General features: G+C 71.1%; 21 protein-coding genes. 6 read left to right on the forward strand and 15 right to left on the reverse strand.

Features of this window, described 5'->3' with window-relative positions; all coding sequences use genetic code 11:
• Positions 1–128 precede the first annotated feature (128 nt).
• A complete protein-coding gene (locus MWN52_RS06605) occupies positions 129–3,029 on the forward strand; it encodes an EAL domain-containing protein (protein WP_286577130.1) in 2,901 nt (966 codons plus the stop codon).
• On the opposite strand, the gene MWN52_RS06610 is transcribed toward MWN52_RS06605, so the two are convergent.
• Positions 3,026–4,765 carry a vWA domain-containing protein gene (locus MWN52_RS06610; RefSeq protein ID WP_286577131.1) on the reverse strand — a complete coding sequence of 580 codons (1,740 nt, stop codon included), beginning with the start codon at positions 4,763–4,765 and terminating at the stop codon, positions 3,026–3,028. The genes MWN52_RS06605 and MWN52_RS06610 overlap by 4 nt on opposite strands.
• A 175-nt stretch (positions 4,766–4,940) precedes the next feature.
• Between MWN52_RS06610 and MWN52_RS06615 the strand changes: the two genes are divergently transcribed.
• Positions 4,941–6,179, forward strand: a complete 1,239-nt coding sequence (locus MWN52_RS06615) for a virulence factor family protein (protein ID WP_286577132.1) — start codon at positions 4,941–4,943, stop codon at positions 6,177–6,179.
• Between the two features lie 152 nt (positions 6,180–6,331).
• Entirely contained in the window at positions 6,332–7,561 is a 1,230-nt protein-coding gene (locus MWN52_RS06620) for an AcvB/VirJ family lysyl-phosphatidylglycerol hydrolase (RefSeq protein WP_286577133.1), read from the forward strand.
• On the opposite strand, the gene xseA is transcribed toward MWN52_RS06620, so the two are convergent.
• Positions 7,533–8,873, reverse strand: a complete 1,341-nt coding sequence (xseA, locus tag MWN52_RS06625) for an exodeoxyribonuclease VII large subunit (protein WP_286577134.1) — start codon at positions 8,871–8,873, stop codon at positions 7,533–7,535. The genes MWN52_RS06620 and xseA overlap by 29 nt on opposite strands.
• 244 nt (positions 8,874–9,117) lie before the next feature.
• Between xseA and ispG the strand changes: the two genes are divergently transcribed.
• The gene (gene ispG / locus MWN52_RS06630; RefSeq protein ID WP_425531396.1) at positions 9,118–10,395 is read left to right on the forward strand and encodes a flavodoxin-dependent (E)-4-hydroxy-3-methylbut-2-enyl-diphosphate synthase; all 1,278 of its coding nucleotides are present in this window, start codon (positions 9,118–9,120) and stop codon (positions 10,393–10,395) included.
• Complete coding sequence (locus MWN52_RS06635) at positions 10,385–11,089, forward strand: phosphatase PAP2 family protein (protein ID WP_425608088.1); 705 nt, start codon at positions 10,385–10,387, stop codon at positions 11,087–11,089. Before ispG ends, MWN52_RS06635 begins: the two co-directional genes overlap by 11 nt.
• On the opposite strand, the gene MWN52_RS06640 is transcribed toward MWN52_RS06635, so the two are convergent.
• The 13 genes from MWN52_RS06640 to MWN52_RS06700 all read right to left on the reverse strand — a co-directional run bounded on the left by MWN52_RS06640 (position 11,090) and on the right by MWN52_RS06700 (position 23,454).
• Positions 11,090–11,779: an aspartate/glutamate racemase family protein gene (locus MWN52_RS06640; RefSeq protein WP_286577135.1), complete on the reverse strand. Its 690-nt coding sequence runs from the start codon at positions 11,777–11,779 to the stop codon at positions 11,090–11,092.
• 86 nt (positions 11,780–11,865) lie between these two features.
• Complete coding sequence (locus MWN52_RS06645; protein ID WP_286577136.1) at positions 11,866–12,930, reverse strand: TPM domain-containing protein; 1,065 nt, start codon at positions 12,928–12,930, stop codon at positions 11,866–11,868.
• Between the two features lie 219 nt (positions 12,931–13,149).
• Complete coding sequence (locus MWN52_RS06650) at positions 13,150–14,019, reverse strand: DMT family transporter (protein ID WP_425608110.1); 870 nt, start codon at positions 14,017–14,019, stop codon at positions 13,150–13,152.
• Between the two features lie 41 nt (positions 14,020–14,060).
• Entirely contained in the window at positions 14,061–15,104 is a 1,044-nt protein-coding gene (murB, locus tag MWN52_RS06655) for a UDP-N-acetylmuramate dehydrogenase (protein WP_286577137.1), read from the reverse strand.
• Positions 15,101–16,156 carry a quinone-dependent dihydroorotate dehydrogenase gene (locus tag MWN52_RS06660; protein WP_286577697.1) on the reverse strand — a complete coding sequence of 352 codons (1,056 nt, stop codon included), beginning with the start codon at positions 16,154–16,156 and terminating at the stop codon, positions 15,101–15,103. Before MWN52_RS06660 ends, murB begins: the two co-directional genes overlap by 4 nt.
• A gap of 17 nt (positions 16,157–16,173) precedes the next feature.
• Entirely contained in the window at positions 16,174–16,458 is a 285-nt protein-coding gene (locus tag MWN52_RS06665) for a DUF4190 domain-containing protein (protein ID WP_286577139.1), read from the reverse strand.
• A 12-nt stretch (positions 16,459–16,470) separates the two neighbouring features.
• Entirely contained in the window at positions 16,471–17,244 is a 774-nt protein-coding gene (locus MWN52_RS06670) for a class I SAM-dependent methyltransferase (RefSeq protein ID WP_286577140.1), read from the reverse strand.
• A gap of 272 nt (positions 17,245–17,516) precedes the next feature.
• Positions 17,517–19,079 (reverse strand): sodium/sugar symporter, encoded by a 1,563-nt coding sequence (locus MWN52_RS06675; protein ID WP_286577141.1) that lies wholly within the window; start codon positions 19,077–19,079, stop codon positions 17,517–17,519.
• 82 nt (positions 19,080–19,161) lie between these two features.
• Complete coding sequence (locus MWN52_RS06680; RefSeq protein WP_286577142.1) at positions 19,162–20,037, reverse strand: 2-dehydro-3-deoxygalactonokinase; 876 nt, start codon at positions 20,035–20,037, stop codon at positions 19,162–19,164.
• Complete coding sequence (locus tag MWN52_RS06685; protein WP_286577143.1) at positions 20,034–20,960, reverse strand: SMP-30/gluconolactonase/LRE family protein; 927 nt, start codon at positions 20,958–20,960, stop codon at positions 20,034–20,036. Before MWN52_RS06685 ends, MWN52_RS06680 begins: the two co-directional genes overlap by 4 nt.
• Entirely contained in the window at positions 20,938–22,086 is a 1,149-nt protein-coding gene (gene dgoD, locus MWN52_RS06690) for a galactonate dehydratase (RefSeq protein WP_286577144.1), read from the reverse strand. Before dgoD ends, MWN52_RS06685 begins: the two co-directional genes overlap by 23 nt.
• Positions 22,083–22,709 (reverse strand): 2-dehydro-3-deoxy-6-phosphogalactonate aldolase, encoded by a 627-nt coding sequence (locus MWN52_RS06695; protein ID WP_286577145.1) that lies wholly within the window; start codon positions 22,707–22,709, stop codon positions 22,083–22,085. The genes dgoD and MWN52_RS06695 overlap by 4 nt, the downstream gene beginning before the upstream one ends.
• 4 nt (positions 22,710–22,713) lie before the next feature.
• Positions 22,714–23,454 (reverse strand): SDR family oxidoreductase, encoded by a 741-nt coding sequence (locus MWN52_RS06700; protein WP_130529310.1) that lies wholly within the window; start codon positions 23,452–23,454, stop codon positions 22,714–22,716.
• A gap of 285 nt (positions 23,455–23,739) precedes the next feature.
• On the opposite strand from MWN52_RS06700, the gene MWN52_RS06705 reads away from it, so the two are divergent.
• Positions 23,740–24,657, forward strand: coding sequence for a LysR substrate-binding domain-containing protein (locus MWN52_RS06705; RefSeq protein WP_286577147.1), 918 nt, complete (start codon positions 23,740–23,742; stop codon positions 24,655–24,657).
• Positions 24,658–24,815 lie beyond the last annotated feature (158 nt).

Consider the following 24,815-nt stretch of genomic DNA (forward strand, 5'->3'; position numbering starts at 1 on the left):
GCCGCAGGCATGGAAGGAGCAACGTCCATGCGCCCGGTGCGGGGTCGCGCCACCGTCACACGGCCGGCTGGAAGCTGGCACGAAGTGTGCATCTGCTCTGTGTAATCGCAGTGACTGGGGGGGAATCGATGTCGGGCCAGACCGCCACTGCCGTGCAGCAGGCCGGGATCGGCGCCGTGGCGGCGGACGCCGTGGCGCAGGTCCTGTGCGGCCTGCTGCCCGACGGCTCGCAGGTCGTGGCCTGCTGGCGGGACTGGGCGATCGGCGCCGGTGGCGCGGCCAGCGAAGGCGCCGGCCCGGCACTGCGCCGGCGCGCCGAGCAGGCGCTGTGGGACAACCCCCAGCACGTGGTCCGCAACGAGGACGAGCTGCTGCTGGCTTGGTCCAACGTGGAAGGCAATGCGCGCATGTCCCTGGCCGCCAGCCTGGCCGCGCCGCTGACGCCGGCGCAGGTCACTGCGTGGAAGGCGGCCGCCCAGGCGCTGATCGGTGCCGTGCTCGAGGCCGAGCGCGCCGCCGCCCGCGTGGTCACCCTGGAGAAGTCCAAGCGCCTGCAGCAGGCGCTGTACGAGATCGCCGACCTGGCCAGCGCCGATCTGGAAATGAGCGAGATGCTGGCCCGCATCCACGCCGTGGTCGGCACGCTGATGTACGCGGAGAACTGCTACATCGTGCTCTACGATGAGGTGCGCCGCACGATGCGTTTCCTCTACTTCGCCGATCTGATCGACCCCTACGTGGCCGATCCGGAGCGCGAGTTCGGCGAGGAGGAGATGCGCAACAGCATGACCCTGGCCCTGCTGCACCACGGCAAGCCGATGCGCGGGCCGTCGGCGGCGGTGAGCCAGCGTCTGGGAGTGACGCTGGACGCCAGCCATGGCCCGGAAAGCGTGGACTGGCTGGGCGTGCCGATGCGGCGCGACGACCGCGTCTGCGGCGCGATCGTGGTGCAGAGCTACGACACCCCGGCCAGCTACACCGACGAGGACCGCGCGCTGCTGAGCTACGTGGCCCAGCACATCCTCACCGCGCTGGACCGGCGCCATGCGCACGAGGAGCTTGAGGCGCGCATCGAGGCGCGCACCCGCGAGCTGCAGCTGACCAACCGCGAGCTGCAGGCCGAGATCCAGGAGCGCCGCCGCGCCGAGAAGCTGCAGACCGCGCTGTTCCGCATCACCGAGCTGGCCAACACCTCGGCCTCGCTGGAGGAGTTCTACGCCGCCGTGCACGGCGTGGTGGACGAGCTGATCGTGGCGCGCAACTTCTACATCGCGCTGCTGGACGACGATGGCCAGACGCTGCATTTCCCGTATTCGGTCGATCAGCAGGATCCGGCGCGCCGGTCGCGGCGCGCGATCCGAGGCCTGACCGAGTACGTCATCCGCACCAGCCGGCCGCTGCTGGCCGAGGCCGAGGACGTGGCCGAACTGGTGGCCAGCGGGCAGGTGATCCAGCACGGCCCGCCGTCCTACAGCTGGCTGGGCGTGCCGCTGGACCAGGGCGGGGAGACCCGCGGCTGCGTGGTGGTGCAGAGCTACTCGAGCGAGGTGCACTACACCTTGCACGACCAGAACCTGCTGTCCTTCGTCGCCCACCATTTCGGCGCCGGCCTGGCCCGGCAGCGCGCGCGCGAGTCGCTGCGCGCCGCGCACCTGGAGCTGGAGGCACGCGTGGAGGCGCGCACCTTCGAACTGGCCGAGGCCAATGCCAAGCTGATGGCGCAGATCGGCGAGCGCCTGCGCGCCGAGCAGCGCCTGACCTACCAGGCCACGCACGATGCGCTGACCGGGCTGCCCAACCGCGCCTTCCTGCTCGAGAGCCTGACCGCCGCCATCGCCCGCGCCCAGGCCAATCCGGGGCATCACTTCGCGGTGCTGTTCATGGATCTGGACCGCTTCAAGCTGGTCAACGACTCCATCGGTCATGCCGCAGGCGACGAACTGCTGATCGAGGTGGCGCGGCGCATCACCTCGCAGGTGCGCGAGGGCGATCTGGTCGCGCGCCTGGGCGGCGACGAGTTCGCCATGGTGATCGCCTGCCGGCGCGGCGCGTACGAGGCGGTGGAGTTCGCCTCGCGCCTGCTCGAAGCGCTCAACCGGCCGATGTGGGTGGCCGGGCGCGAGCTGTTCCCGGCCGCCAGCATCGGCATCGCCGCCTGGCATCCGCGCTACCAGCGCGGCGAGGACCTGCTGCGCGACGCCGACGCGGCGATGTACCGGGCCAAGGCCGAGGGGCGAGAGCGCAGCGCGGTGTTCGACGAGCACATGCGCGAGGCGGCGATGCAGAGCCTGGACCTGGAGGCCGACCTGCGCCGCGCGATCAACAGCCAGCACTTCAGTCCGCATTTCCAGCCGATCCTGCGCGTGTCCGACGGCGCGGTGGTCGGCCACGAGGCACTGCTGCGCTGGCACCACGAACGCCGTGGCCTGCTGCTGCCGGGGCAGTTCCTGGCCCAGGGCGAGGACAGCGGCCTGATCGAACAGATCGACTGGCTGCTCTACGAACAGGTAGTCAGCCGCATCGCCGCCGGCGTGGACGGCTACGTCTCGGTCAACGTCTCGCCGCGGCACTTCCGTTCGCCCGATTTCGCCAGCCGGCTGCTGCGGCTGCTCGACCAGCACCATGCCGATCCGGCGCAGCTGCGCGTGGAGATCACCGAGATCGCGCTGCTGGACGATGCCCCGCGCGCGCTGCGCATGCTCGAACAGCTGCGCGTGCGCGGCGTGCTGGCGCAGCTGGACGATTTCGGTACCGGCTTCTCGGCGCTGTCGTATCTGCATCGCTTCCCGATCTCGGCGTTGAAGATCGACCGCAGCTTCATCGCCGGCCTGGGCGAGGAACATCGCGAGGAAAGCCTGGCCCTGGTGCGCGCCATCCTGGCCCTGGCCGGCACGCTGGGCATCGAGACCATCGCCGAGGGCGTGGAGACCACGCCGCAGCTGGCCGCCCTGCGCGAACTGGGCTGCAGTTACGCGCAGGGCTATCTGCTCGGCCGCCCCGGGCCGGTGCTGGGCGAACGCGCGCTCTAGCGCACCACCGCCGGCACCGGCGCCACCGCCATGCCTTCATCCTGGCTCGGTGCCACCAGCGCGCGGGCCTGGCCCGCCAGTTCGACGAACTCACGGCGCAGGCCGTCCGGATCCTCGCCGCTGGCCGCGCGCGCGGTGGCGATCACCTGGTCCCAGCCCCAGCCGTCGAAGCGCGTGCCGCCGCGCAGCAGGTCGGCATAGCCGGCCACCGCGCTGGCGAAGCGCAGCGCGTCGCCGGGCTGGGCCTGCGCGGAGGACGCCAGGATCGGCACCTCGATCAGGCGGCTGGTGTCCTCGCCGGGCCGTTTGTAGCGCAGGCGCAGGTCGGCGACCTCGCGCGCATCGCCGGAAGGCTTCGACGAGGCGCCGTAGCGCCGCGCCGGCAGGCGCGCCGCGCCCGATCCGGCCGGGGTCAACTCGTACAGCGCGGTTACCTCGTGGCCGGCGCCGATGTCGCCGGCATCGACCTTGTCGTTGGCGAAGTCCTCGCGCGCCAGGGCCCGGTTCTCGTAGCCGATCAGGCGGTGCTCGGCCACCGCCGCGGGGTTGAACTCCACCTGGATCTTCACGTCGCGCGCGATGGTCAGCAGCGTGCCCTGCAGCTGCTGCACGAGCACCTTGCGCGCCTCGCGGTCCGAGTCGATGTAGGCGTGCTGACCGTCGCCGACATCGGCCAGGCGCTCGGCCAGTTCATCGTTGTAGTTGCCCTGGCCGAAACCCAGCGTGCTCAGCGCCACGCCCGCCTTGCGCGCATCGCCGACCAGGGTCTCCAGCGCGCGCTGGTCGACCGTGCCGACGTTGAAGTCGCCATCGGTGGCCAGCAGCACGCGGTTGCTGCCGCCGGGGATGAAGGCCTGGCGCGCCATCGCATAGGCCAGCGCGATGCCGGCGCCGCCGTTGGTGCTGCCGCCGGCCTCCAGCCGGTCCAGCGCGGCCAGGATTCTGGCGTGGGCGTCGCCCGGGGTCGGCGGCAGCACCAGTCCGGCCGAGCCGGCGTAGACCACGATCGAGACGCGATCCTGCGCGCGCAGCTGCGGCACCAGCAGCGCCAGCGACTGCTTGAGCAGCGGCAGCTTGTCCGGCGCGTCCATCGAGCCGGAGGTGTCGATCAGGAACACCAGGTTGGACGGCGGCAGCTCGCGCTTGGGCAGCGCGTAGCCCTTGATGCCGATCATCAGCACCTGGCGCTGCGGATTCCACGGCGCCGGGGCCAGTTGCGTGGTGACGCGGAACGGGACCTGCGGGCTGTCGGGGGCGGGATGGTGGTAGTCGAAGTAGTTGATGAACTCCTCTGCACGCACCGCGTCGGCCGGCGGGCGCTCGCCAGCGCGGACCATGCGCCGCACGTTGCTGTAGCTGCCGGTGTCCACGTCGATCGAGAAGGTCGAGACCGGCTGCTCGTCGGTGCGCCGCACCGGGTTGTCGTCCTGGTGGGCGTAGCGCTCGGTATCGACCGCGGGCGGTGGCGGCACGGCGGCGGGCAGGGGCGCCACGATGCCGGCGGCCGCCATGCGCATGGCGCGCTGCGGCATCGGAGGTGGCGGTGGCGGGGCCGGCGGTGCAGGGGGTGAGAACAGGCGAGCGGACTGGTAGGAATCCGCGGCGATAGCGGCCTGCTCGGCGGCCTCGGCCGCCATCGCACGCTCCCGGGCGGCGGGCGACGGCGGCGTGGAGGAGCAGGCCGCCAGCGCGGCGGCGATCAGCAGGGACAGGCAGGTGCGGGGCGTGCGGCGCATGGCGGTGGCTTCCTGGGTTGGACGACAGGCGGGCAAACGCGCGAGCCGCCGCGGCGGGGTTTGAGCTCTGCGCAACCTGGCCAGTTCAACCGCGACGAAACAGTCTCGTGTCGGCCCTTCACGCCACGACAACATTTCGCTAGGCTGCGCCACCTTTTCTCATGCAGGAATCGCGATGCGCCTCCGACCCTGGGTCCGCTGGACGCTGCTGGCCCTGCTGTTGAGCGTCTGCGCCTGCGTGGCGCTGGCCTCGCATCTGCGCCGGGATCACCTGGGCAAGCCATTCGGCGTGGCGCTGACCTTCGAACCGGCCGGCAAGGCGCGCGGCGTGGTGGTGGTGATGGCCGAGCGCGCGCGGCGGCGCAGCGAGGCGGCGCAGCTGGCGCAGTCGCTGGCCGACCGCGGCCTGCTGGTGGCGCTGGTGCCGGCCGGCCAGGCGCTGGCGCACGTCGATCCGCATCACTGCGAACTGATCGCCAACAGTGTGGAGCGCGTGGGCCGGCGCCTGATGCGCCAGGGCGGGGTGGATGCCTACTTCGCGCCGATGCTGGTCGGCGCCGACGCGACGGGCGGCGCGCTGGCGCGCGTGGCGGTGGCTAACGCGCTGCCGCAGACCGTGGTCGGCGCGGTCCTGAACGGACCCGCCGCGGCCGCGCCCCCGGGCTGTGCGCTGGCGCCGTCCTCGGCCGAGCAGGGCTTCGTGCTTGAGCAGGCCGGCCCGCAGGCGGTGGCCGATGCGGTGGTGGCGCACCTGCCGCGGCCGGAGCCGGCGTTCCGCGGCCTGCCGCTGATCGAACTGCCGGCCGCCGGCAGCCATCGTCTGGCGATCTTCATCTCCGGCGACGGCGGCTGGCGCAGCCTGGACAAGGGCGTGAGCAGCGGCCTGCGCGCGCAGGGTGTGTCGGTGGTGGGCTGGGACAGCCTGCGCTACTTCTGGTCGCGGCGCACGCCCGAGGAGACCGCCGCCGACCTGGCCGCGGTGATCGACGAATACCGCAGGCGCTGGCATGCCGACGAGGTCGAACTGATCGGCTACTCGTTCGGCGCCGACGCCATGCCCTTCCTCTACAACCGCCTGCCGCCGGCCACGCGCGCCAGCGTGCGCTCGATCTCGCTGCTGGGCTTGGGCCATGACGCCTCGTTCCGCGTCTCGGTCGGCGGCTGGCTGGGGACCCCGTCCTCGGACGACGCGCCGGTGGAGCCTGAGCTGGCCAAGCTGCCGCCCGGCATGCTGCTGTGCGTCTACGGCGAGGAAGAGAAGGACACGCTGTGCCCGGCGCTGGCCGCCCGCGGCATCCATGTGGCCAAGACCGGCGGCGGCCACCACTTCGACCACAACATCCCGGCCATGGTCGAGCGCCTGCGCGCCAACTTCGAGCGCAACGCGCCCGCCGGCGAACCCGCGGCGAAGTAGAGGTTCGAGCGGCGCGGCCTTCCCGCGCCGCGCCTTTGCCGACCCCGCTGACGAAATCCCCGCAAGTCAGAGCCGGGCCGATTGGCCTTCGGCCGCGGCCCGTTGCGTTGTTGGGGGATGAACGTGCCGTGGGATCGTGCAGGGGAAGGGATGTGAAACGTGTTGGCTGGATCGCCGCGGCCGTGGTGGGCGTGCTGGTGTTGGGGGGATGGGGCGGCTACCGCCTGCTGCAGCTCAAGCGGGTCGGGGGGCCGTTCGGCCTGGTCCAGGTGCAGCGGCCGGCCTCGGCGCCGCGTGCGCTGGTCCTGCTGCTGGGCGAAGGCCGCGACACCCCGCGCCTGGCGGCCGATGCGCAGGCGCTGACCGCCGCCGGGGCCGTGGTCGGCGTGGTCGATGTGCGCCGTTACCTGGCGCGAGCGGGCCAGGACTGCGCCCAGTACGCGGTGGATCTGAACTGGCTCGGCGAGCGCGTGCTGCGCGGCGCCGGTGTGGACGACTACATCGCGCCGCTGCTGGTGGGCGTGGGCCAGGGCGCGCAGATGGCGCGGGCGGCGCTGGTGCACAGCCGCAGCCCGGATGTGAGCGCCGGGGTGGTCGAGCGCGTGGCCGGCGCGGCACCGATCGCCTGCCAGGCAGGCACAGCGCCGGGCCTGGGCGAAGTCGTCGAGGCCGCGCCGGATGCCTTGGTCGCCACCAGCGTGACCCGCTTCGCCCCGCCGATCGCGCCGTTTCGCGGCCTGCCGCTGGTGGAGATGCCGCATGCGGACGCGCAGCGGCTGGTGATCCTGATGACCGGCGACGGTGGCTGGCAGCCCATCGACCAGCAGATCGCCACCGCGCTGCACGACCAGGGCGCGGCCGTGATCGGCTGGAGCAGCCTGCGCTATTTCTGGAAGGCCAAGACGCCCGAGCGGACCGCGGCCGATCTGTCGGCGGTGATCGCCGAGTACCAGCGCCGCTGGCATGTGTCGCAGGTCGACCTGGTGGGCTATTCGTTCGGCGCCGACGTGCTGCCGTTCCTGTACGGGCGGCTGCCGGCCGCCCAGCAGGGGCAGGTGCGGCGCGTGGCGCTGCTGGGGCTGGCGACCAACGCCAACTTCACCGTGCGCATCGGCGGCTGGCTGGGGTGGAGCGCGGGCAGCGCCTATCCGATCAAGCCGCAGCTGGCCAGGATCCCCGCGCAGAAGATCCTGTGCGTCTATGGCCAGGATGAGGACGAGGACGCCACGCTGTGTCCGTCGCTGCGCGGCACCGGCGTCGATGTGCGCATGGCGCCGGGCGGCCATCACTTCGAGACCGGTCAGGTCGCCGGCTGGATCACCGGTCCGGCGCCCGGCGTGGCGGTCGCCGGGCTTACTTCGGCGGCAGCACCTGCACGCTGAGCGTGCCGTCGGCCAGTCGCGCCTCCAACCGATCGCCCACCGCCACCTGCGTAGTCGAGCGCACCAGCGTGCCGTCCTCGCGGCTGACCAGCGCGTAGCCGCGGGCCACGGTCGCCAGCGGGCTGATGGCCTCCAGCGAGCGGGCCAGTCCGGTCAGGCGTAGAGCCTCGCGCTGCAGTTGGCGGCCGATGGCCGCCTGCGGCCGTGCCTGCAGGGCGGCCAGACGCTCGGCCAGCGCGGCCAGGCGCCGCTGCGGTGAATGCGCGCGCAGCACGCCTTCGGCATGGCGCAGCCGCGCGCGGCGCCGTTCCAGCTGGCGCTGCCACTGCGCCTGCAGGTGGCGCAGCGCATCGGCATGGCGGCGGCGCATCAGCGCCAGACGCGCCTGCGGGCCTTGCGCCTGCAGGCGCAGCCAGGCGCGGTCCACGCGCTGCTGGACGCGGTCCATGTGATGGGCATGCAAGGTGTGCAGGCGCCGGCCCAGGCCGCGCAGGCGGGTGCCCAGGTCGGCGATCGACGGCACCAGCAGCTCGGCCGCGGCCGAGGGCGTGGGCGCGCGCAGGTCGGCGGCGAAATCGCACAGGGTGAAGTCGGTCTCGTGGCCGACCGCCGACACCACCGGCACGGCGCAGGCGGCCACCGCGCGCACCAGCGCCTCGTCGTTGAACGCCCACAGGTCCTCGATCGAGCCGCCGCCGCGCGTGACCAGCACCGTGTCGTAGCGGCCGCTGGCCCCGGCCGCCTGCACCAGCGCGGCGACCTGCGCCGCGGCCGTGGCGCCCTGCACCTGGGTCGGCAGCACGTCCACCTCCAGCAGCGGGAAGCGTCGCCCCAGCACGCTGATCACATCGCGCACCGCCGCGCCGCTGGGCGAGGTGATGACCGCCAGGCGGCGCGGGAAGGCCGGCAGCGGGCGCTTGCGCGCGGGGTCGAACAGGCCCTCGGCCGCCAGCCGCGCCTTGAGCTGCTCGAAGGCGCGCCGCAGCGCGCCTTCGCCGGCCTCTTCCATGTGGTCCAGCACCAGCTGGTACTCGCCGCGCGCCTCGTACAGCGTGACCCGCCCGCGTGCCAGCACACGCAGGCCCTCGCGCGGGACGAACTTCAGCCAGCTGCTCTTGGGCTTGAACATCGCGCAGCGCACCTGGGCGCGCGCGTCCTTGAGGGTGAAGTACAGATGTCCCGACGCCGGCCGGGTGACGTTGCCCAGCTCGGCCTCCACCCAGATCGCCGGGAAGCTGCCTTCCAGCAGGTCGCGGGCCAGGGTGTTGAGCTGGGACGGGGTGAGGACGTCGCGGTCGGGCAGGTCGTTCATCAGCGCGCCAGTGTAGCGGTGTGCATGTGGTTGGGTCGGAGCAACTGTCTCTCAGGTCAAGCCGCGGCCTCCTTGTAGAGCGGAGCTTGCTCCGCTGCGTTTCGACCGGATCATCGAAAGGGCTCAGCGGAGCAAGCTCCGCTCTACAGAGGCATGAGAGGCATGCCCGTCTAGCCCCATCCCCGGTAAAGCCCCGTCGCCGCCGTGGCGGCTCCCACACCTGGCACGGGCTAAAATGCGCGCCATGAACGCCATTCCCACGCCGCTGCCCGTGTCCGAACCCATGCCCATCGCCGCCGGCAGCCAGCCGCGGCGCGTCACCCATGGCGTGCACGTGGGCAAGGTGCAGCTGGGCGGCGGCGCGCCGGTGGTGGTGCAGTCGATGACCAACACCGACACCGCCGACGTGGCCGCCAGCGTCAAGCAGGTGGCCGAGCTGTGGCGGGCCGGCTCGGAGCTGGTGCGCCTGACGGTCAACACGCCCGAGGCCGCCGCGGCCATCCCGCGCATCGTCGACAAGCTGGCGATGATGGGCATCGAGGTACCGCTGATCGGCGACTTCCACTACAACGGCCACCAGCTGCTGGCGGGCGAGCCGGCCTGCGCCGAAGCCCTGGCCAAGTACCGTATCAACCCCGGCAACGTCGGCTTCGGCAAGAAGAAGGACACCCAGTTCGCCCAGCTGATCGAGTTCGCCATCCGCTACGGCAAGCCGGTGCGCATCGGCGCCAACTGGGGCTCGCTGGACCAGTCGCTGGCCGCCGCGCTGATGGACCAGAACGCCCAGCGCGCCCAGCCCTGGGAGGCCACCGCGGTGCTGCGCGAGGCGCTGATCCGTTCGGCGCTGGACTCGGCCCACCGCGCGGTGGAGCTGGGCCTGCCGGCCGACCGCATCGTGCTCTCGGCCAAGGTCTCCGGCGTGCAGGAGCTGATCGCGGTCTATCGCGACCTGGCGCGCCGCAGTGAGTTCGCCCTGCACCTGGGCCTGACCGAGGCCGGCATCGGCTCCAAGGGCATCGTGGCGTCCTCGGCGGCGCTGGCGGTGCTGTTGCAGGAAGGCATCGGCGACACCATCCGCATCTCGCTCACGCCCGAGCCCGGCACCTCGCGCACCCAGGAAGTCATCGTCGCCCAGGAGCTGCTGCAGACCACCGGCCTGCGCGCGTTCACGCCGATGGTCACCGCCTGCCCGGGCTGCGGGCGCACCACCTCGGAGTTCTTCCAGGAGCTGGCCAAGGTCGTGCAGGAGCACGTGCGCGGCAAAATGCCCGAATGGAAGATCACCCGCCCCGGCGCCGAGCACATGACCCTGGCGGTGATGGGCTGCGTGGTCAACGGCCCGGGCGAATCGCGCCACGCCAACATCGGCATCTCGCTGCCGGGCACGGGCGAGGCGCCGTCGGCGCCGGTGTTCATCGACGGTGAGAAGGCGGTGACCCTGCGCGGTGAGAACATCGCGCACGAGTTCGTCGCCCTGATCGACGAGTACGTCGACCGCCACTACGCGCGCAGTGCGGGCTGAGCATCCCGGAGGCGGCGCGGGCGTCGTCGGTCGCATCCTGCGGCGCATCGGCTGGCGCATGGGCCTGCTGTTCGCGGCGATCCTGTTGCCGCTGTGGGGCTTCGCCGAACTGGGCGAGGAGGTGCACCAGGCCGAGCGTTTCGTCTTCGACGATCCGATCCTGCTGCGCGCCAAGGCGCTGTCCGGGCCCTGGCTGGACCAGGCCTTTCTGGGCATCAGCTGGGCCGGCTACCAGGGCGTGATCCTGGTCGATGCGCTGCTGGTGGCCGGCCTGCTGCTGGCGCGACGCTGGCGCGAGGCGACATTCGTCGGCGCGACGGTGGTCGGCTCGGCCCTGCTGAACATGGGCACCAAGCAGCTGTTCGGGCGCGCACGGCCGAGCCTGTGGGAGTCGATCTCGCCCGAAGACACCTTCAGCTTTCCCAGCGGCCATGCGATGGGCTCGATGACGCTGATGGTGGTGCTGGTGCTGCTGGCCTGGGGCACGCGCGGGCGCTGGCCGGTGCTGGTGCTGTGCGCGCTGTTCGCGCTGGCCGTGGGCGCCTCGCGCGTCTACCTCGGCGTGCATTACCCTTCGGACATCCTCGGCGGCTGGGCCGCCGCGATCGCCTGGACCGTGGGCGTGTACGCGGCCATCTTCCGCGGCGCGCGGCGGCCGTGGAAGACCCCGCAGGTCGAACCGCCGGCGCGCTGATCAGTCCAGTGCGCGCAGCGCCGCGGCACGGGCGTGCAGGGTGGTGGTGTCGAATAGCGGCACGGTGGCATCGTCCTCGCCGACCAGCAGGGAGATCTCGGTGCAGCCCAGGATGATGCCTTGGGCGCCGGCCTCGACCAGGCGCGCCATCACCTGGCGATAGGTCGCCCGCGAGGTCTCGTCGATCACGCCCTGGCACAGCTCGTCGTAGATGATCCGATGCACGTCGCCGCGATCCGGAGCCGAGGGCACGAGCACTTCCAGCCCGCGCGCTTCCAGCCGCTTGCGGTAGAAGTCCTGCTCCATGGTGAAGCGCGTGCCGAGCAGGCCGACGCGGGCGATGCCGGCATCGAGCAGCGCCTGGGCGGTGGCATCGGCGATATGCAGCAGCGGCAGCGGCGTGGCGTGAGTGATCGCGTCGGCGACCTTGTGCATGGTGTTGGTGCACAGCACGATGAAGTCCGCGCCGCCGGCGTGCAGGCGGCGCGCGGCATCGGCCATGGCCGCGCCGGCCGCGTCCCAGTCGCCGGCGTGCTGCAGCACCTCGATCTCGTGGAAGTCCACGCTGTACAGCAGCACCTTGGCCGAGTGCAGGCCGCCGCGCGCCTCGCGCACGGTCTGGTTGATGAGGCGGTAGTAGGGCAGGGTGGATTCCCAGCTCATGCCGCCGATCAGGCCGATGGTCTTCATCCGTGCGTTGCGCTCGTTGTCCGGTGGAAGGTCACTTTGCGCGGCCGGGGGCGGTGCGACAAGTCGCCGTCATGCGGGGCTGGGCCTCACCAGCTGGAGCTGGCGCCGCCGCCGCCGGAGCTGCCACCGCCGGAGGAGGAACCGCCGCTCGAAGAAGACGCACTCTGGCTGGCGTAGTAGGCGGTGGTGTAGGTGTACGCGCCAGATTCCGTCCGCGCGACGTGGCCCTTGCGGATCAGGCTTTCCCGTTCGCTGGCCACGCGGCGGAGAAACTCACGGAAACGGGCTTCGCTGCGGTAGCGGCGGCCCGCGTGGTAGAGGGTGAGCGTGAGGAACAGCAGTTCCAGCGCGATGATGATCGCGAAGGCGGGCGCGAACGTCGCCGACAGAATGAGGACGAAGCACCCCGGGTTGAGGGTCATGAATCCCTTGATGAACAGACCGAGGTAGCGTCTGGGACGGGCTTGGGCGCGGGCGACTTCTTCATCCTCCCCGATCAGCTCCGGGTGTCGCGCCATCAGCCGGGCGCGCCGCCGGCCGGCCAGCCAGCGGACGAGCGGCTGGAACAGCCACACCAGGGCCGCGAATCCGGCCCAGGCCGCCAGACCACGGTTCCACTTGCCGCGCTTCTCCGCCTGCGCCTGCGCCAGCAGCTCCAAGGTGGCCGGATCCTTCGCCGCCACGCGGGCCATGAAATCGAAGGCGTCGATGATCGCGCCCGCGATATCGCCCTGTCGCATCTTCGGAGCCAGGGCATCGTCCAGCGCGCGCTTGGCGACGAGGTCCGGCAGGGTGCCTTCCAGACCATAGCCGACCTCGAAGCGTGAGCGCCGCTCCTGGATCGCCAGCACCAGCAACAGGCCGTTGTCCGCGCCGCGCTTTCCCAGCCGCCATTGTTCAAAGGCGGTGGCCGCCACCTGCTCGATGCTTTCGCCCTCCAGCGACGGCGCCAGATACACCGCGCCCCAGATCTGCTGGCCGTTGCGGATCTCCGCCAGGGCGTGGTTGATACGCTGCGTGTCGTCCTCGCTGAGCAGGCCGGCCGGGTCGACCACATTGGGCGTGTACGCAGGAATCTGGAGCGCGCGTGCTGCCAAGGGCACCAGCAGCAGGACCAGGATCAAGGTGCACATCAGACGGTGCGGTTTCATCTTGGTCCTCGGGCGCATGACGAACGTAGAACGAGCGTGCCGCAGGCGGCGCGATCATCGCAGGATCGCGGCCGAACCAGAACTAGCGTGCTGGCCGCCGCGATCGTCCCGCGCGCTGGCCGCGACGGCAAGCATCCCCGTGGTGGTCCATCTGGCCGATCCGGTCATCACCTCGGGTGCCTCGCGGGAGATACTGTATCTGGATGCTGGCGGCGAGGCTCATTCGCCCGGCTTGGCGCCTTCCACCGGGGCGTTGGTCGCCGCACGCCGGGCCAGCGCGGCCTCGCGATGCGCTATGTAGGCGGTCGAGCCGAGAATGATGGCCGCACCCAGCGCCGTCCACACATCCAGGCGTTCGCCGAACAGCCAGCCGCCCAGCACGATCACCAGCGGCAGCTGCATGAAGCTGATCGGCTGCAGCGCCGAGACCTCGCCCAGCTTCAGCGCGCGCGTCCACAGCAGCTGGCCGCCGGTACCGAACACCCCGCAGCCCACCAGCCACAGCCAGGTGATGCCCTGCGGCCAGCGCCAATGCGCCAGCGCCAGCAGCAGCGACATCGGCACCCAGAACACGTAGGTGTAGAACACCACCGTATCGGGCGGATCGATGCGCGAGAGCTGCTTGATCTGGATCGCCACCACCGCGCTGGTCACCGCCGCGGCCACCGCCACCAGCAGCCCGGGCGAGAACTGCGAAGAGCCCGGGCGCAGGATCACCAGCACGCCGATGAAGCCTGCCGCCACCGCCAGCCAGCGCCGCAGGTGGACGCGCTCGCCCAGCCAGAACACCGCCGCGATGGTCGCGAACAGCGGCGTGGAATACGACAGCGAGATCGCCTGCGACAGCGGCAGGTGGGCGATCGCCCAGAAGCCGCACAGCATCGAGCACAGTCCGATCAGGGTGCGCACCAGATAGTGCGGCAGATGCGCGGTGCGCGGCGCCGGCCGGCCCGGGCGCAGCACCATCGGCAGCAGCACGGCCAGGCCGATGGCGTTGCGGAAGAAGGCGATCTCGGTGGTGCCCAGCGACTGGGAGGCCAGGCGGATGCTGATGGCCATCAGGCCGAAGGACAGCGTGCTGGCCAGCATTAGCAGCGCCGCGCGCAGCGGCGCGACCGGCGCCGGGGCGATCACCACGCGGCGCCGACGATGCGCGGCTCGGGTTCGATGTCCACGCCGAAGCGCGCCTGCACCGAGGCGGCGATGCGCCGGGCCAGCGCCAGCAGCTGCGCGCCGCTGGCGCCGCCATGATTGACCAGCACCAGTGCATGGTCCGGCGAGACGCCGGCATCGCCGTCGCGCTGACCCTTCCAGCCGGCCCGTTCGATCAGCCACGCCGCCGAGAGCTTGCGCGTGTCCTCGGCATCGCCGGGGAACACCGGCAGGCCGGGGAAGTCGGCCGCCAGCCGCTCAGCCAGCGCGGCCGGCACGATCGGGTTCTTGAAGAAGCTGCCCGCGTTGCCCAGCACCGCCGGGTCGGGCAGCTTGCGGCTGCGCACGCGGATCACCGCCTGCGCCACCTCGGCCGGGCCGGGTTCGGCCACGCCCATGGCGTCCAGCTCGGCGCGTAGCCCGGCGTAGTCCAGGCGCAGATCAGGCACGCGCGACAGGGCGAAGGTCACCGCGGTGATGATCCAGCGCCCGGGCTGGCGCTTGAACACGCTGTCGCGATAGCCGAAGGCGCATTCGGCCCGCGACAGCCGGCACCAGTCGCCGGCGCGGGTATCCCAGGCCTCGACGCTGTCGATGTGCTCGCCCACCTCCACGCCATAGGCGCCGATGTTCTGGATCGCGCAGGCGCCGACGGTGCCGGGGATCAGGGCCAGGTTCTCCAGGCCGAACGCGCCCTGCGAGAGCGTCCACAGCACCAGGTCGTGCCAGACCACGCCGGCCTCCGCGCGCACCCGCACGCCGGCCTCGTCGTCTTCGAGCAGGTCGATGCGCCGCGCGTCGAAGCCCAGCGCCACGCCCTCCAGATCGCCCGCCAGCAGCAGGTTGCTGCCGGCGCCGATGGGCAGCAGCGGCTGGCCCTGGATCGCCGGCAGGGCCAGCGCCTCGGGCAGCGCGGCCAGGTCGGCCACCTGCAGCAGATAGCGCGCCTGCGCGGCGACGCCGAAGGTGTTGCGGGAGCGGAGCGGGGCGTGCTCGGTCAGCAGCCAGCGCGATGCGCTCATGCCGGGGCGACCGGGCCGCGGCTGGGCTGCTCGCGGCGGCGGCGGATGGCTTCCACGCATTCGTAGACCAGCGAGGGCCCGCGATAGACCAGGCCCGAATACAGCTGCACCAGCGAGGCGCCGGCCGACATCTTGGCCACCGCATCGGCGCCGGAGGTGACGCCGCCCACGCCGATCAGCGGGATCTCCTGCGGCAGCCGCGTGCGCATGCGCCGCAGCACCAGCGTGGACTGGCCCATCAGCGGCGCGCCGGACAGCCCGCCGGCCTGGCCGGCATGCGGATGGGCGAGCACCGCGCTGCGATCGACGGTGGTGTTGGTGGCGATCACGCCGTCCACCGACAGGCCGGCCAGCACGCGGCACACCGCGTCGATGTCGTCGTCGGACAGGTCGGGCGCGACCTTGACCAGCATCGGCACGCGCTTGCCGTGCTGGGCGCCCAGCCGCTCCTGCGCCTCGCGCAGCGTGCCGATGAGCTGGCGCAGGGACTGCTCCTCCTGCAGCTCGCGTAGCCCCGCAGTGTTGGGCGAGGAGATGTTGATGGTGATGTAGTCGGCCAGCGGGTAGACGCGCTCCAGGCAGAACAGGTAGTCCTGCGCCGCGTCCTCGTTGGGCGTGTCCTTGTTCTTGCCGATGTTGATGCCCAGCAGGCCGCCCTTGCGGCGCGCGCGCTGCACGTTGCGCACCAGCGCATCGACGCCCTCGTTGTTGAAGCCCAGCCGGTTGATCACCGCCCGGTGCTGCGGCAGCCGGAACATGCGCGGCTGCGGATTGCCGGCCTGCGGGCGCGGGGTGACCGTGCCGACCTCGACGAAGCCGAAGCCCAGCGCCAGCAGCGCATCGATATGCGCGCCGTTCTTGTCCAGGCCCGCGGCCAGTCCGACCGGATTGGGGAAGTCCAGCCCCAGCACGCGCGTGGGCATCGGCCCGGGCTGGCGCGTGGCCAGGCCGAGCGTGCCGCTGCGATAGGCCAGCTCCAGCGCCCGCAGGCCGGCGCCATGGGCCTGCTCGGCGTCCAGGGCGAACAGGAACGGGCGCGCCAGCGAATACATCGGAATCATGCGGTCCTTTAGTTGGCGTACGCAGCCAGCGCCGCGATGCCGCCGAAGAACAGGAACAGCGCCGCAATGCCCAGCACCAGCAGCACCAGGTGTAGCCAGCCCAGCACCAGCCCGGCCACGGCCATGCCGTCGCCCTCCAGCGCGCCCTGGCTGCGGCGGATCTCGGCGCGGGCCATGTGCCCGGTGATGACCGCCACGAGCGCGCCGACGGTGGGCAGCAGGCTCCAGCCCAAGATGCCGAACACCAGCGAGACCACGGCCAGGCTGCTGGTGGGACGTGCGATGGCGTTCATGCGGCGGTTCCTTCAGGAAGTGAGCGCAAGGGTACCGGCAAAGGCCCGCGTGTCGTAGTCGAACGACACCGTTCCGTCCACCGCGGTGGCGTCGAACAGCGCGCGCAGCGCGGCCATCATCGGCGCATGGCGCGGATGACCGGCCTGCGGCGCATAGGACGAGGACAGCAGGCGCCCGCGCAGCGCGTCGAAGTCCAGCCGCTGCCCATGGTCGAAGCGCACCGTGCCCTTGAGCCCGCCGCCGAACCAGGCCGTCATCGCCGCATCGTCGCTGTAGCGCTCGGCCACGCTGGTGTAGTCCAGACCGTAGTCCAGCAGCAACTGCTCATAGCCTTCCAGGAAGGGTGTGCCCGTCAGCCGGCGCGAATTCCAGAACACCATCGCCAGCCCGCCGGGCCGCAGGATGCGCGCCCACTCACGCCGGACCGCCTGCTGGTCGAACCAGTGGAACGCCTGCGCCGCGGCCACCAGCCCGACGCTGGCATCGGCCAGCGTGGTCGCCTCGGCCGTGCCGTTCACCGCGGCAAAGCGCGCATCGCCGCCCAGCCACGCCACCGCCGCCGCGCGCATGGCGGCATTGGGCTCCACCGCCGTGACCGGATGGCCACCGTCGAGGAACAGCCTGGAGGAAATGCCCGTGCCGGCGCCGATGTCGGCCACTGGCGCGTCGCGCGCCACGCCCATCGGCCCATGCAGCCAGTCGATCAGCGCCGGCGGGTAATCGGGCCGATAGCGCACATAGTCGGCCACGCGTGAGGTGAAACGTTGGGTTGAATCCAGCGACATGCCCATCTCCCGGTAACCCGCCCGGGAAACGTCCGGACTGCGATCGGTCCGCAGATTTTAGGCCTTTCGCCAGCGCGCGGGGCTGGGAGGACTCGCCTCGCTCACCAGACTCGACCCGGGAGGATTCAGGTTCTGAGACGCCGCCCGCCGGACCGTTGCCCCTTGGAAGCCAAAAAACGCTCAGACGCCGCGATCTCTAGCCGAGATATGCCAACAGCGAAAACGAACGGATACCAGCACGTCGTCTACGCGCTGGCCACTCGGCTCCAGACTCACCAGAACACGGCGTACAGACCGATCAGAATCACCACCACCAGCAGCGCGGCCAGATTGAAGCCCTTGCTGGTGGTGTAGTCGATGTCGTCCAGTTCCACGTTGTAGCGGCTCTGGCCACCGCGCTGCAGCAGCGAGATCCCCACGGCCAGCGCGATGCAGGCCAGGAAGACGAGGCCGACCCGGTCCATGAAGGCCACCGAAGGCAGCCACAGCTTCAGCGCCAGCGACAGCACCGCCGAGGCCACCGCGGCCACCAGCGCCGCGGTGGCCGTGGTGCGCTTCCAGAACATGCCCAGCAGGAAGATCACGCAGATGCCCGGCGTGAAGAAGCCCGTGAATTCCTGGATGTACTGGAACGCCTGATCGAAGCTGCCCAGCAGCGGACGCGCCGAGAAGATGGCCAGCACCAGTGCCAGCGCCGCGGCGATGCGGCCCACCCGCACCAGCTGCTTCTCCGACGCCCCGCGCCGCAGCGGCCGATAGACGTCCATGGTGAAGATGGTCGCGATCGAGTTGATCTTGGAGCCCAGCGACGCGATCACCGCCGCCATCAGCGCCGCGAACACCACGCCCAGGATGCCGTTGGGCAGCAGACTCATCAGATGCGGATAGGCCGCGTCCGGACGCTCCAGGCCCGGCGCCAGCAGCACCGCCGCGATGCCCGGCACCACGATGATCAAGGGCATCGTCAGTTTCAGGAACGCCGCCAGCACGATGCCCTTCTGCGCCTCGCCCAGGCTCTTGGCGGCCAGCGCGCGCTGGATGATGTACTGGTTGAAGCCCCAGTAGGACACGTTCATCACCCACATGCCGCCCAGCAGCACCGACAGCCCCGGCAGATCCTTGTAGTGCGGATTGGAGCGGTCCAGGATCATGTGGAACTTCTCCGGCGCGCGCTGCAGCAGCACCTGGAAACCGGCGACCACGCCCGCCCCATCGGCCACCTTGTCCAGCGCGATCCAGGTGATGAGCAGCCCGCCCAGCACCAGCAGCGAGACCTGCACGAAGTCCGTCAGCGCCACCGCCTTCAGCCCGCCGTAGAGCGCATACGCACCGGCGAACAGGCCCAGCGCGACCAACGCCACGTCCACGTCCACCCCGGCCACGGTATGCACCGCCGTGGCGCCCAGCCACAGGATCGAAGTCAGATTCACGAACACGTACACGCCCAGCCAGAACAGCGCCATCACCGTGCGCACCGTCGGGCTGTACCGCTTCTCCAGGAACTCGGGCATCGTGTAGATGCCGTTCTTCAGGAAGATCGGCAGGAAGAACTTGCCGACGATGATCAGCGTCAGCGCCGCCATCCACTCGTAGGAGGCGATGCCCAGGCCGATCACATAGCCCGAGCCGGACATGCCGATGATCTGCTCGGCCGAGATGTTGGCGGCGATCAGCGAGGTGCCGATGGCCCACCACGGCAGCGCACGGCTGGCCAGGAAATAGTCCTGCGCACTGCGCTGCCCGCCGCGCTTCTCGCGCGAGACCCACTGGGCCAGGGCGAAGATGAAGATCGCATAGAGGACGACGATGCAGGTGTCGAGAGGGGACAGGCTCATGGTGTACGGGTTCCAGGCAGGACCGCTTGGCCGCGCCACCGATGGTGTGAGGCGGACGCTGCGGCACAGGGGCGGCGGACGTTCATCGAGTCAGGTGGAACAACCCGCAGGCGGCAAGATCCTCGCCGTGCAGGTGGCTGTCGATTCCCAGTAAGTCGAAGGCCTGTCGGTAGCGCGCACCGAGCGTTGGCCCACCGATCAGGTGCACCGGCGCTCGCAGCGGCAGCTGCGCGCGGACTTCATGGCCGATCAGCAGCCCGGACAGGTAGGCGGGCGCCTGCGCCGGCGCGAGCCGGTCGAACAGGCTGAGCGTGCGCACGCCGAACAGGTGATGCAGCAGCCCGCCCGGCTCGCCGCTGCGCCGCACGCCGGCGGCGAAGACCTCCGCGTCGAAGACCTCCGGCTCGGACGTCGGCGGCATGCTGCGCGCGAGCATGCTGTGCTGCCGGTACAGCGCGTAGGACTCGCCGGTCATGGCCGTGTGCACGCTGGCGATCGCGCCGGCCCGCAGTGACACCCACTTGCTGTGGGTGCCGGGCAGGCAGACCTGCGCCGCATCGGGGCATTGGCTGAGCAGGCCGACGATCTGCGTCTCCTCGCCGCGCATGACGTCGGGCAGCGCCTGGCTGCCGCCGCGCACGCCGGGCACGATCCGCGCGCGCCGACCCTGCAGTGCGGTGCCCTGCGTCGGGACTTCCTGCAGCGCCTGCGCCAGCGCCGCCGGCGTGGCCGGACAGGGCAGGTAGGGCGCCTCGGACCAGCCGCCGCGCGCGCCGACCATCCCGCACAGCAGCAGCTCTGTGTCGTCCCAGCCCTGCAGCGCCTCGGCCAGCAGTGCCGGCGTCGCCGCGCCATGGCCGAGCGCGCCCAGATCCGCGCGCCGCGTGTCCACGATCGCGCCGTTTGCGTGGAGCCGCCACGCGCGCAGGCTGCTGCTGCCCCAGTCGATCGCGATCATGCGCGCACCCGGCCTTCGGGCAGGCCGACGACGCCGGGTTCGCAGGCGAACAGCCCGCCGGCGTGCGGCGTGCGCTCCAGTTCCTCGGTGGTGTGGTCCAGGCGCGAGCTGATCGCGAACAGGCGCCCCAGCGCAGGTCCGCCGAAGGCCGGGCAGGTGGGATGCTTGACCGGCATCGGCACGATCCGTTCGATCCGGCCATCGGGCGCATAGCGCACCACGCGCCCGGCGCGCCACTGCGCATTCCACAGATGGCCCTCGGCATCGATCACCGAGCCATCCGGTTCGGCGCCCTGTACATCGACCTGCGCGAACACGCGCGGATTGGCCGTGCAGGCGCGGTCCGGATCGTAGTCGCAGCACAGGATGCGCGGCTGCAGCGAGTCGCAGTAATACAGCGTGCGGCCGTCGCGGCTGAAGCAGATCGAGTTGGGAATCGACACCCCGCCCAGCGGCAGCCGGCGCAAACCATGGGCGAAGGAGAACTGGTAGAAGGCGCCGCGCTCGGCCTTGTCGGCATGCTCATCCATGGTGCCGAACACGAAATGCCCGTGGCGGTCGGCGCGGCCATCGTTGCTGCGGGTAAGCGGCTGATCGGCCTCGACCGCGCACACTGTCTGCAGCGGCAGCGCGCCGGCGGGCGCGTCCGGGTCGGCCAGCGCGATCGACTTGGCCAGCACCACCAGCAGCCGGCCGTCTTCCATCAGCCCCAGGCAGGCCGGACGATCGGGCAACGACCAGGCGCGGGTGAGGGCGTCGGCGGGGTCGTGGCGCCATAGGCGCTGCCCGCTGATGTCCACCCAGAACACGGCCTGCCGGCGCTCGCACCACAGCACGCCTTCGCCGTGCGTGCAGCGGCTGTCCACCGCCAGGGCGACGCTGGGCGCGACGCTCACCGGCTCACCATTCGGCCACGCTGCCATCGGCATGGCGCCAGAGCGGGTTGGCCCAGTCCGGCGGCGTGCGGTTGGCGTGGATCAGCCGCTCCTCGTCGATCTCCACGCCCAGACCCGGCTTGGGCAGCGCGGCGATGTAGCCGTCCACGCAGGCGAAATCTTCCTTGTTGATCAGGTAGTCCAGCAGGTCGGCGCCCTGGTTGTAGTGGATGCCGATGCTCTGTTCCTGCAGCACTGCGTTATGCGAGACCAGGTCCACCTGCAGGCACGCGGCCAGCGCGACCGGGCCGAGCGGGCAGTGCGGCGCCAGCGCCACGTCGTGGGCCTCGGCCATGGCCGCGATCTTCAGGCATTCGGTGATGCCGCCGGCGTGCGACAGGTCCGGCTGCAGCATCGCCAGGCCGCCCTGGGCCAGCACGTGCTTGAACTCGAAGCGCGAGTACATGCGCTCGCCGGCGGCCAGCGGGATGCTGGTGGTATCGGCCAGGCGCGCGTAGTGCTCGTAGTGTTCGGCCAGCACCGGCTCCTCCACGAACAGCGGCCGGTAGGGCTCCAGTTCGCGCAGCAGCGTCTTGGCCATCGGCACGCCGACGCGGCCGTGGAAGTCGATGCCGAAGTCCACCGTATCGCCCAGCGCCGCGCGGATGCCGGCGATCTTGGCCACCGCCGCATCGACCGCGCGCGGGCTGTCGATCAGCCGCATCTCCTCGGTGCCGTTGAGCTTGAAGGTGTCGTAGCCCAGCGCCTGGTGGGCCTGCATCTGCGCCACGATGTCGGCCGGGCGGTCGCCGCCGACCCAGCGATAGGTCTTCATCCGGTCGCGCACCAGGCCGCCGAGCAGCTGGTACACCGGCACGCCCAGCGCCTTGCCCTTGATGTCCCACAGCGCCTGGTCGATGCCGGCGATGGCGCTCATCAGGATCGCGCCGCCGCGATAGAAACCGCCGCGGTACAGGGTCTGCCAGAGGTCGTTGATGCGCGCCGGGTCCTGGCCGACCACGTACTGCGACAGCTCGTGCACCGCCGCCTCGACGCTGCGCGCCTTGCCTTCGATGACCGGTTCGCCCCAGCCGGTGATGCCCTCGTCGGTCTCGACCTTGAGGAACAGCCAGCGCGGCGCGGCGTGATAGGTGGTCAAGCGGGTGATCTTCATCCCTGGGCGTCCTGATAGGCCTGCACGAAGGCACGCGCGTGCGCGGCGGTGGTCTCGGGCGTCTGGCCCGGCCGGTACAACTCGCCGCCGATGCCGGCCCCGGCCGCGCCCTGGGCGAGGAAGCCGGCCAGCGTGTCGGGGGTGACGCCGCCGACCACGTACACCGGCACCGTCGCCGGCAGCACCGAGCGCAGCGCGCGCACATGGCCGGCGCCGTAGGTGGCGGCGGGGAACAGCTTGAGGATCTGCGCGCCGGCATCGATCGCATCGAAGGCCTCGCTGGCCGTGGCGAAGCCGGCCACGACCGTCATGCCGCGCTCGACCGCATGGCGGATCAGCGAAGGCCGCGTGTTGGGCGTGACGATGAAGCGCGTGCCGATCTCGGCCAGCGCATCGACCTGCTCGTTGCGCAGCACGGTGCCGGCGCCGATATGCGCGTGCGCGCCGTATTCGCGATGGGCCAGGGCGATGCTGTCGCGCCAGCGTGGCGAATTGAGCGGGATCTCGATGGCATCGAAGCCGGCGCCGACCAGGGCGTCGACATGCGCCGCGGTCTCTTCCGGCGTGATGCCGCGCAGGATCGCGACCAGCGGCAGCTTGAACGGGCGCGTGTCGTGGGACATGGACTTACTCGTGATAGAGCTGGGAGCGACCGCCATCGATCAGGATGTCGGTGGCGTTGATGAAACGGGCCTCGTCGCTGGCCAGGAACAGGGCGGTGTAGGCCACTTCCTGCGGCGTGCCGATGCGGCCGGGCGGCAGCAGCGCGGTCTGGCGTTCGCGCGCGCCCGGCTCGCGGGCGAACCAGGCCTCGATGCGCGGCACCAGGATCAGGCCGGGCGAGATCGAGTTCACCCGCACGCCGTGCGCGGCGTATTCGATGCCCAGCGCCTTGGTCATGCCGATCAGGCCGTGCTTGGCGACCGGGTAGGGGAAGGCGTGCGGGATGATCTTGTGGCCGTGCACCGAGGCGATGTTGACGATGCTGCCGGCGCCGGCGGCGACCATCGCCGGCAGCGCCGCCTTGCACAGGTTCCAGGCGCCCTTGAGGTTGAGGTCCAGGCAGCGCTGCCAGTCGGCATCGGTGAGCTGCAGCGGATCGGAGAACACGTCCGCGCCCGCGTTGTTGACCAGCACGTCGAGGCGGCCGTGGCGCGCCAGGATGTCGGCGACGAGTGCCTGCACGCCCTCACCGTCGGTGATGTCGCCCTGCACCAGCGCCAGGCGCGCATCGGCCGCGGCCGGCGCGTTGCGATCCAGGCCGATGACCGTGGCGCCGTGCTCGGCGAACAGCGCGGCCGTGGCCGCGCCGATGCCGCTGGCTGCGCCGGTGACCAGCGCGACCTTGCCGGACAGCCGGCCGCTCATGCGCAAGGCGCCGGCGATGGGCCGGCGTCTGTCTGCGAATGCGTCATGGAACCCCTCCTCGGTTCATCACGATCCGTGACGGAATGGTCCGGTGCGGCCGTCAGGACGCGACGCTACCGGATTGGACGCCCCGGCAGACCATGCGGGGCCGGAGCGGCGCTGATTATTGGAAGCCAAGCTATACCTGGCAAATGAAATTTTTCGAGTGTTCTATTTCGTCATGGAATACGTTACGGTCCGCCACCGTCCGCGTCGTCGACGCCGGTTGAGAAAGGGGGCTGGACCATGCTGCTGAAGACGCGCCACCTGCTGCTCTTGCAGCACCTGCACGAGCAACGCTCGGTCCTGCGTGCCGCCGAGGCGACGCGGATGACCCAGCCGGCCGCCTCCAAGCTGCTGGCCGAGATGGAGAGCCTGCTGGGCGTGCCGCTGTTCGAGCGCCACGCGCGCGGCGTCGAACCGACCCGCTACGGCGAGGTGCTGGCGCGCCACGCGCGGGCGGCGCTGTCCGAGCTCGCCCACGCCGGCGATGAGATCGCCGCGCTGCGCGAGGGCCGGCTGGGCCAGGCGGCGCTGGGCACGGTGGTCAACCCGGGCACCAACCTGGTGCCGCTGGCGGTGGCGCGGGTCAAGCGCGCCTTCCCCGGCATCCTGGTGCGGGTGGAGATGGACTACAGCCGGCCGCTGGTCTCGCGCCTGCTCGATGGCCAGCTGGACATCGTGGTGGGGCGGATCATGGATGCCGAGCTGCGCGATGAGCTGGAATTCGAGCGCCTGGCCGACGAGCCGCACGCGGTGATCGCCCGCGCCGGCCATCCGCTGGGCGGGCGCTCGCTGTCGCATGCCGACCTGGCCGGATGCGGCTGGATCGTCCCGCCGCGCGAGAGCGTGCTGCGCGCGCGGCTGGGCACGGCCTTCATGCGCTACGGCATGCCCTGGCCGGACAACGTCATCGAGACCTCGGCCCTGCCGGTGATCACCGCGCTGCTGGCCGAGAGCGACTTCCTGACCGTGCTGCCGGCGCGCTCGGTGGCCGCCCACGTCCAGGCCGGGCAGCTGGCCGTGCTGCCGATCGACATGGACGTGCAGATGGAGGATTTCGGCATCGTGCGCCGCCGCGGCCACCAGCTCTCCCCCGCGGCGGCCTGCGTGCTGGAGGCGCTGCGCGAGACCGCCCGGACCCTCTACGACGCGCCGGACTAAGGCGCGCACGTATTCCAGGGCTGGATAGCTCCCTGTGAATATTTCATTTGTGCGGCATGTCTGCCGTTCCTATGCTGCCGCCCGCAGACACACCGTGGCCCTGCGGGGTCCTGCCGAACCTGCCCAGCGTGGCGGGCCAGGCTCCCCTGACACGGGTG

The organism is Pseudoxanthomonas winnipegensis, from assembly GCF_030322905.1.
GTDB lineage: Bacteria > Pseudomonadota > Gammaproteobacteria > Xanthomonadales > Xanthomonadaceae > Pseudoxanthomonas_A > Pseudoxanthomonas_A winnipegensis.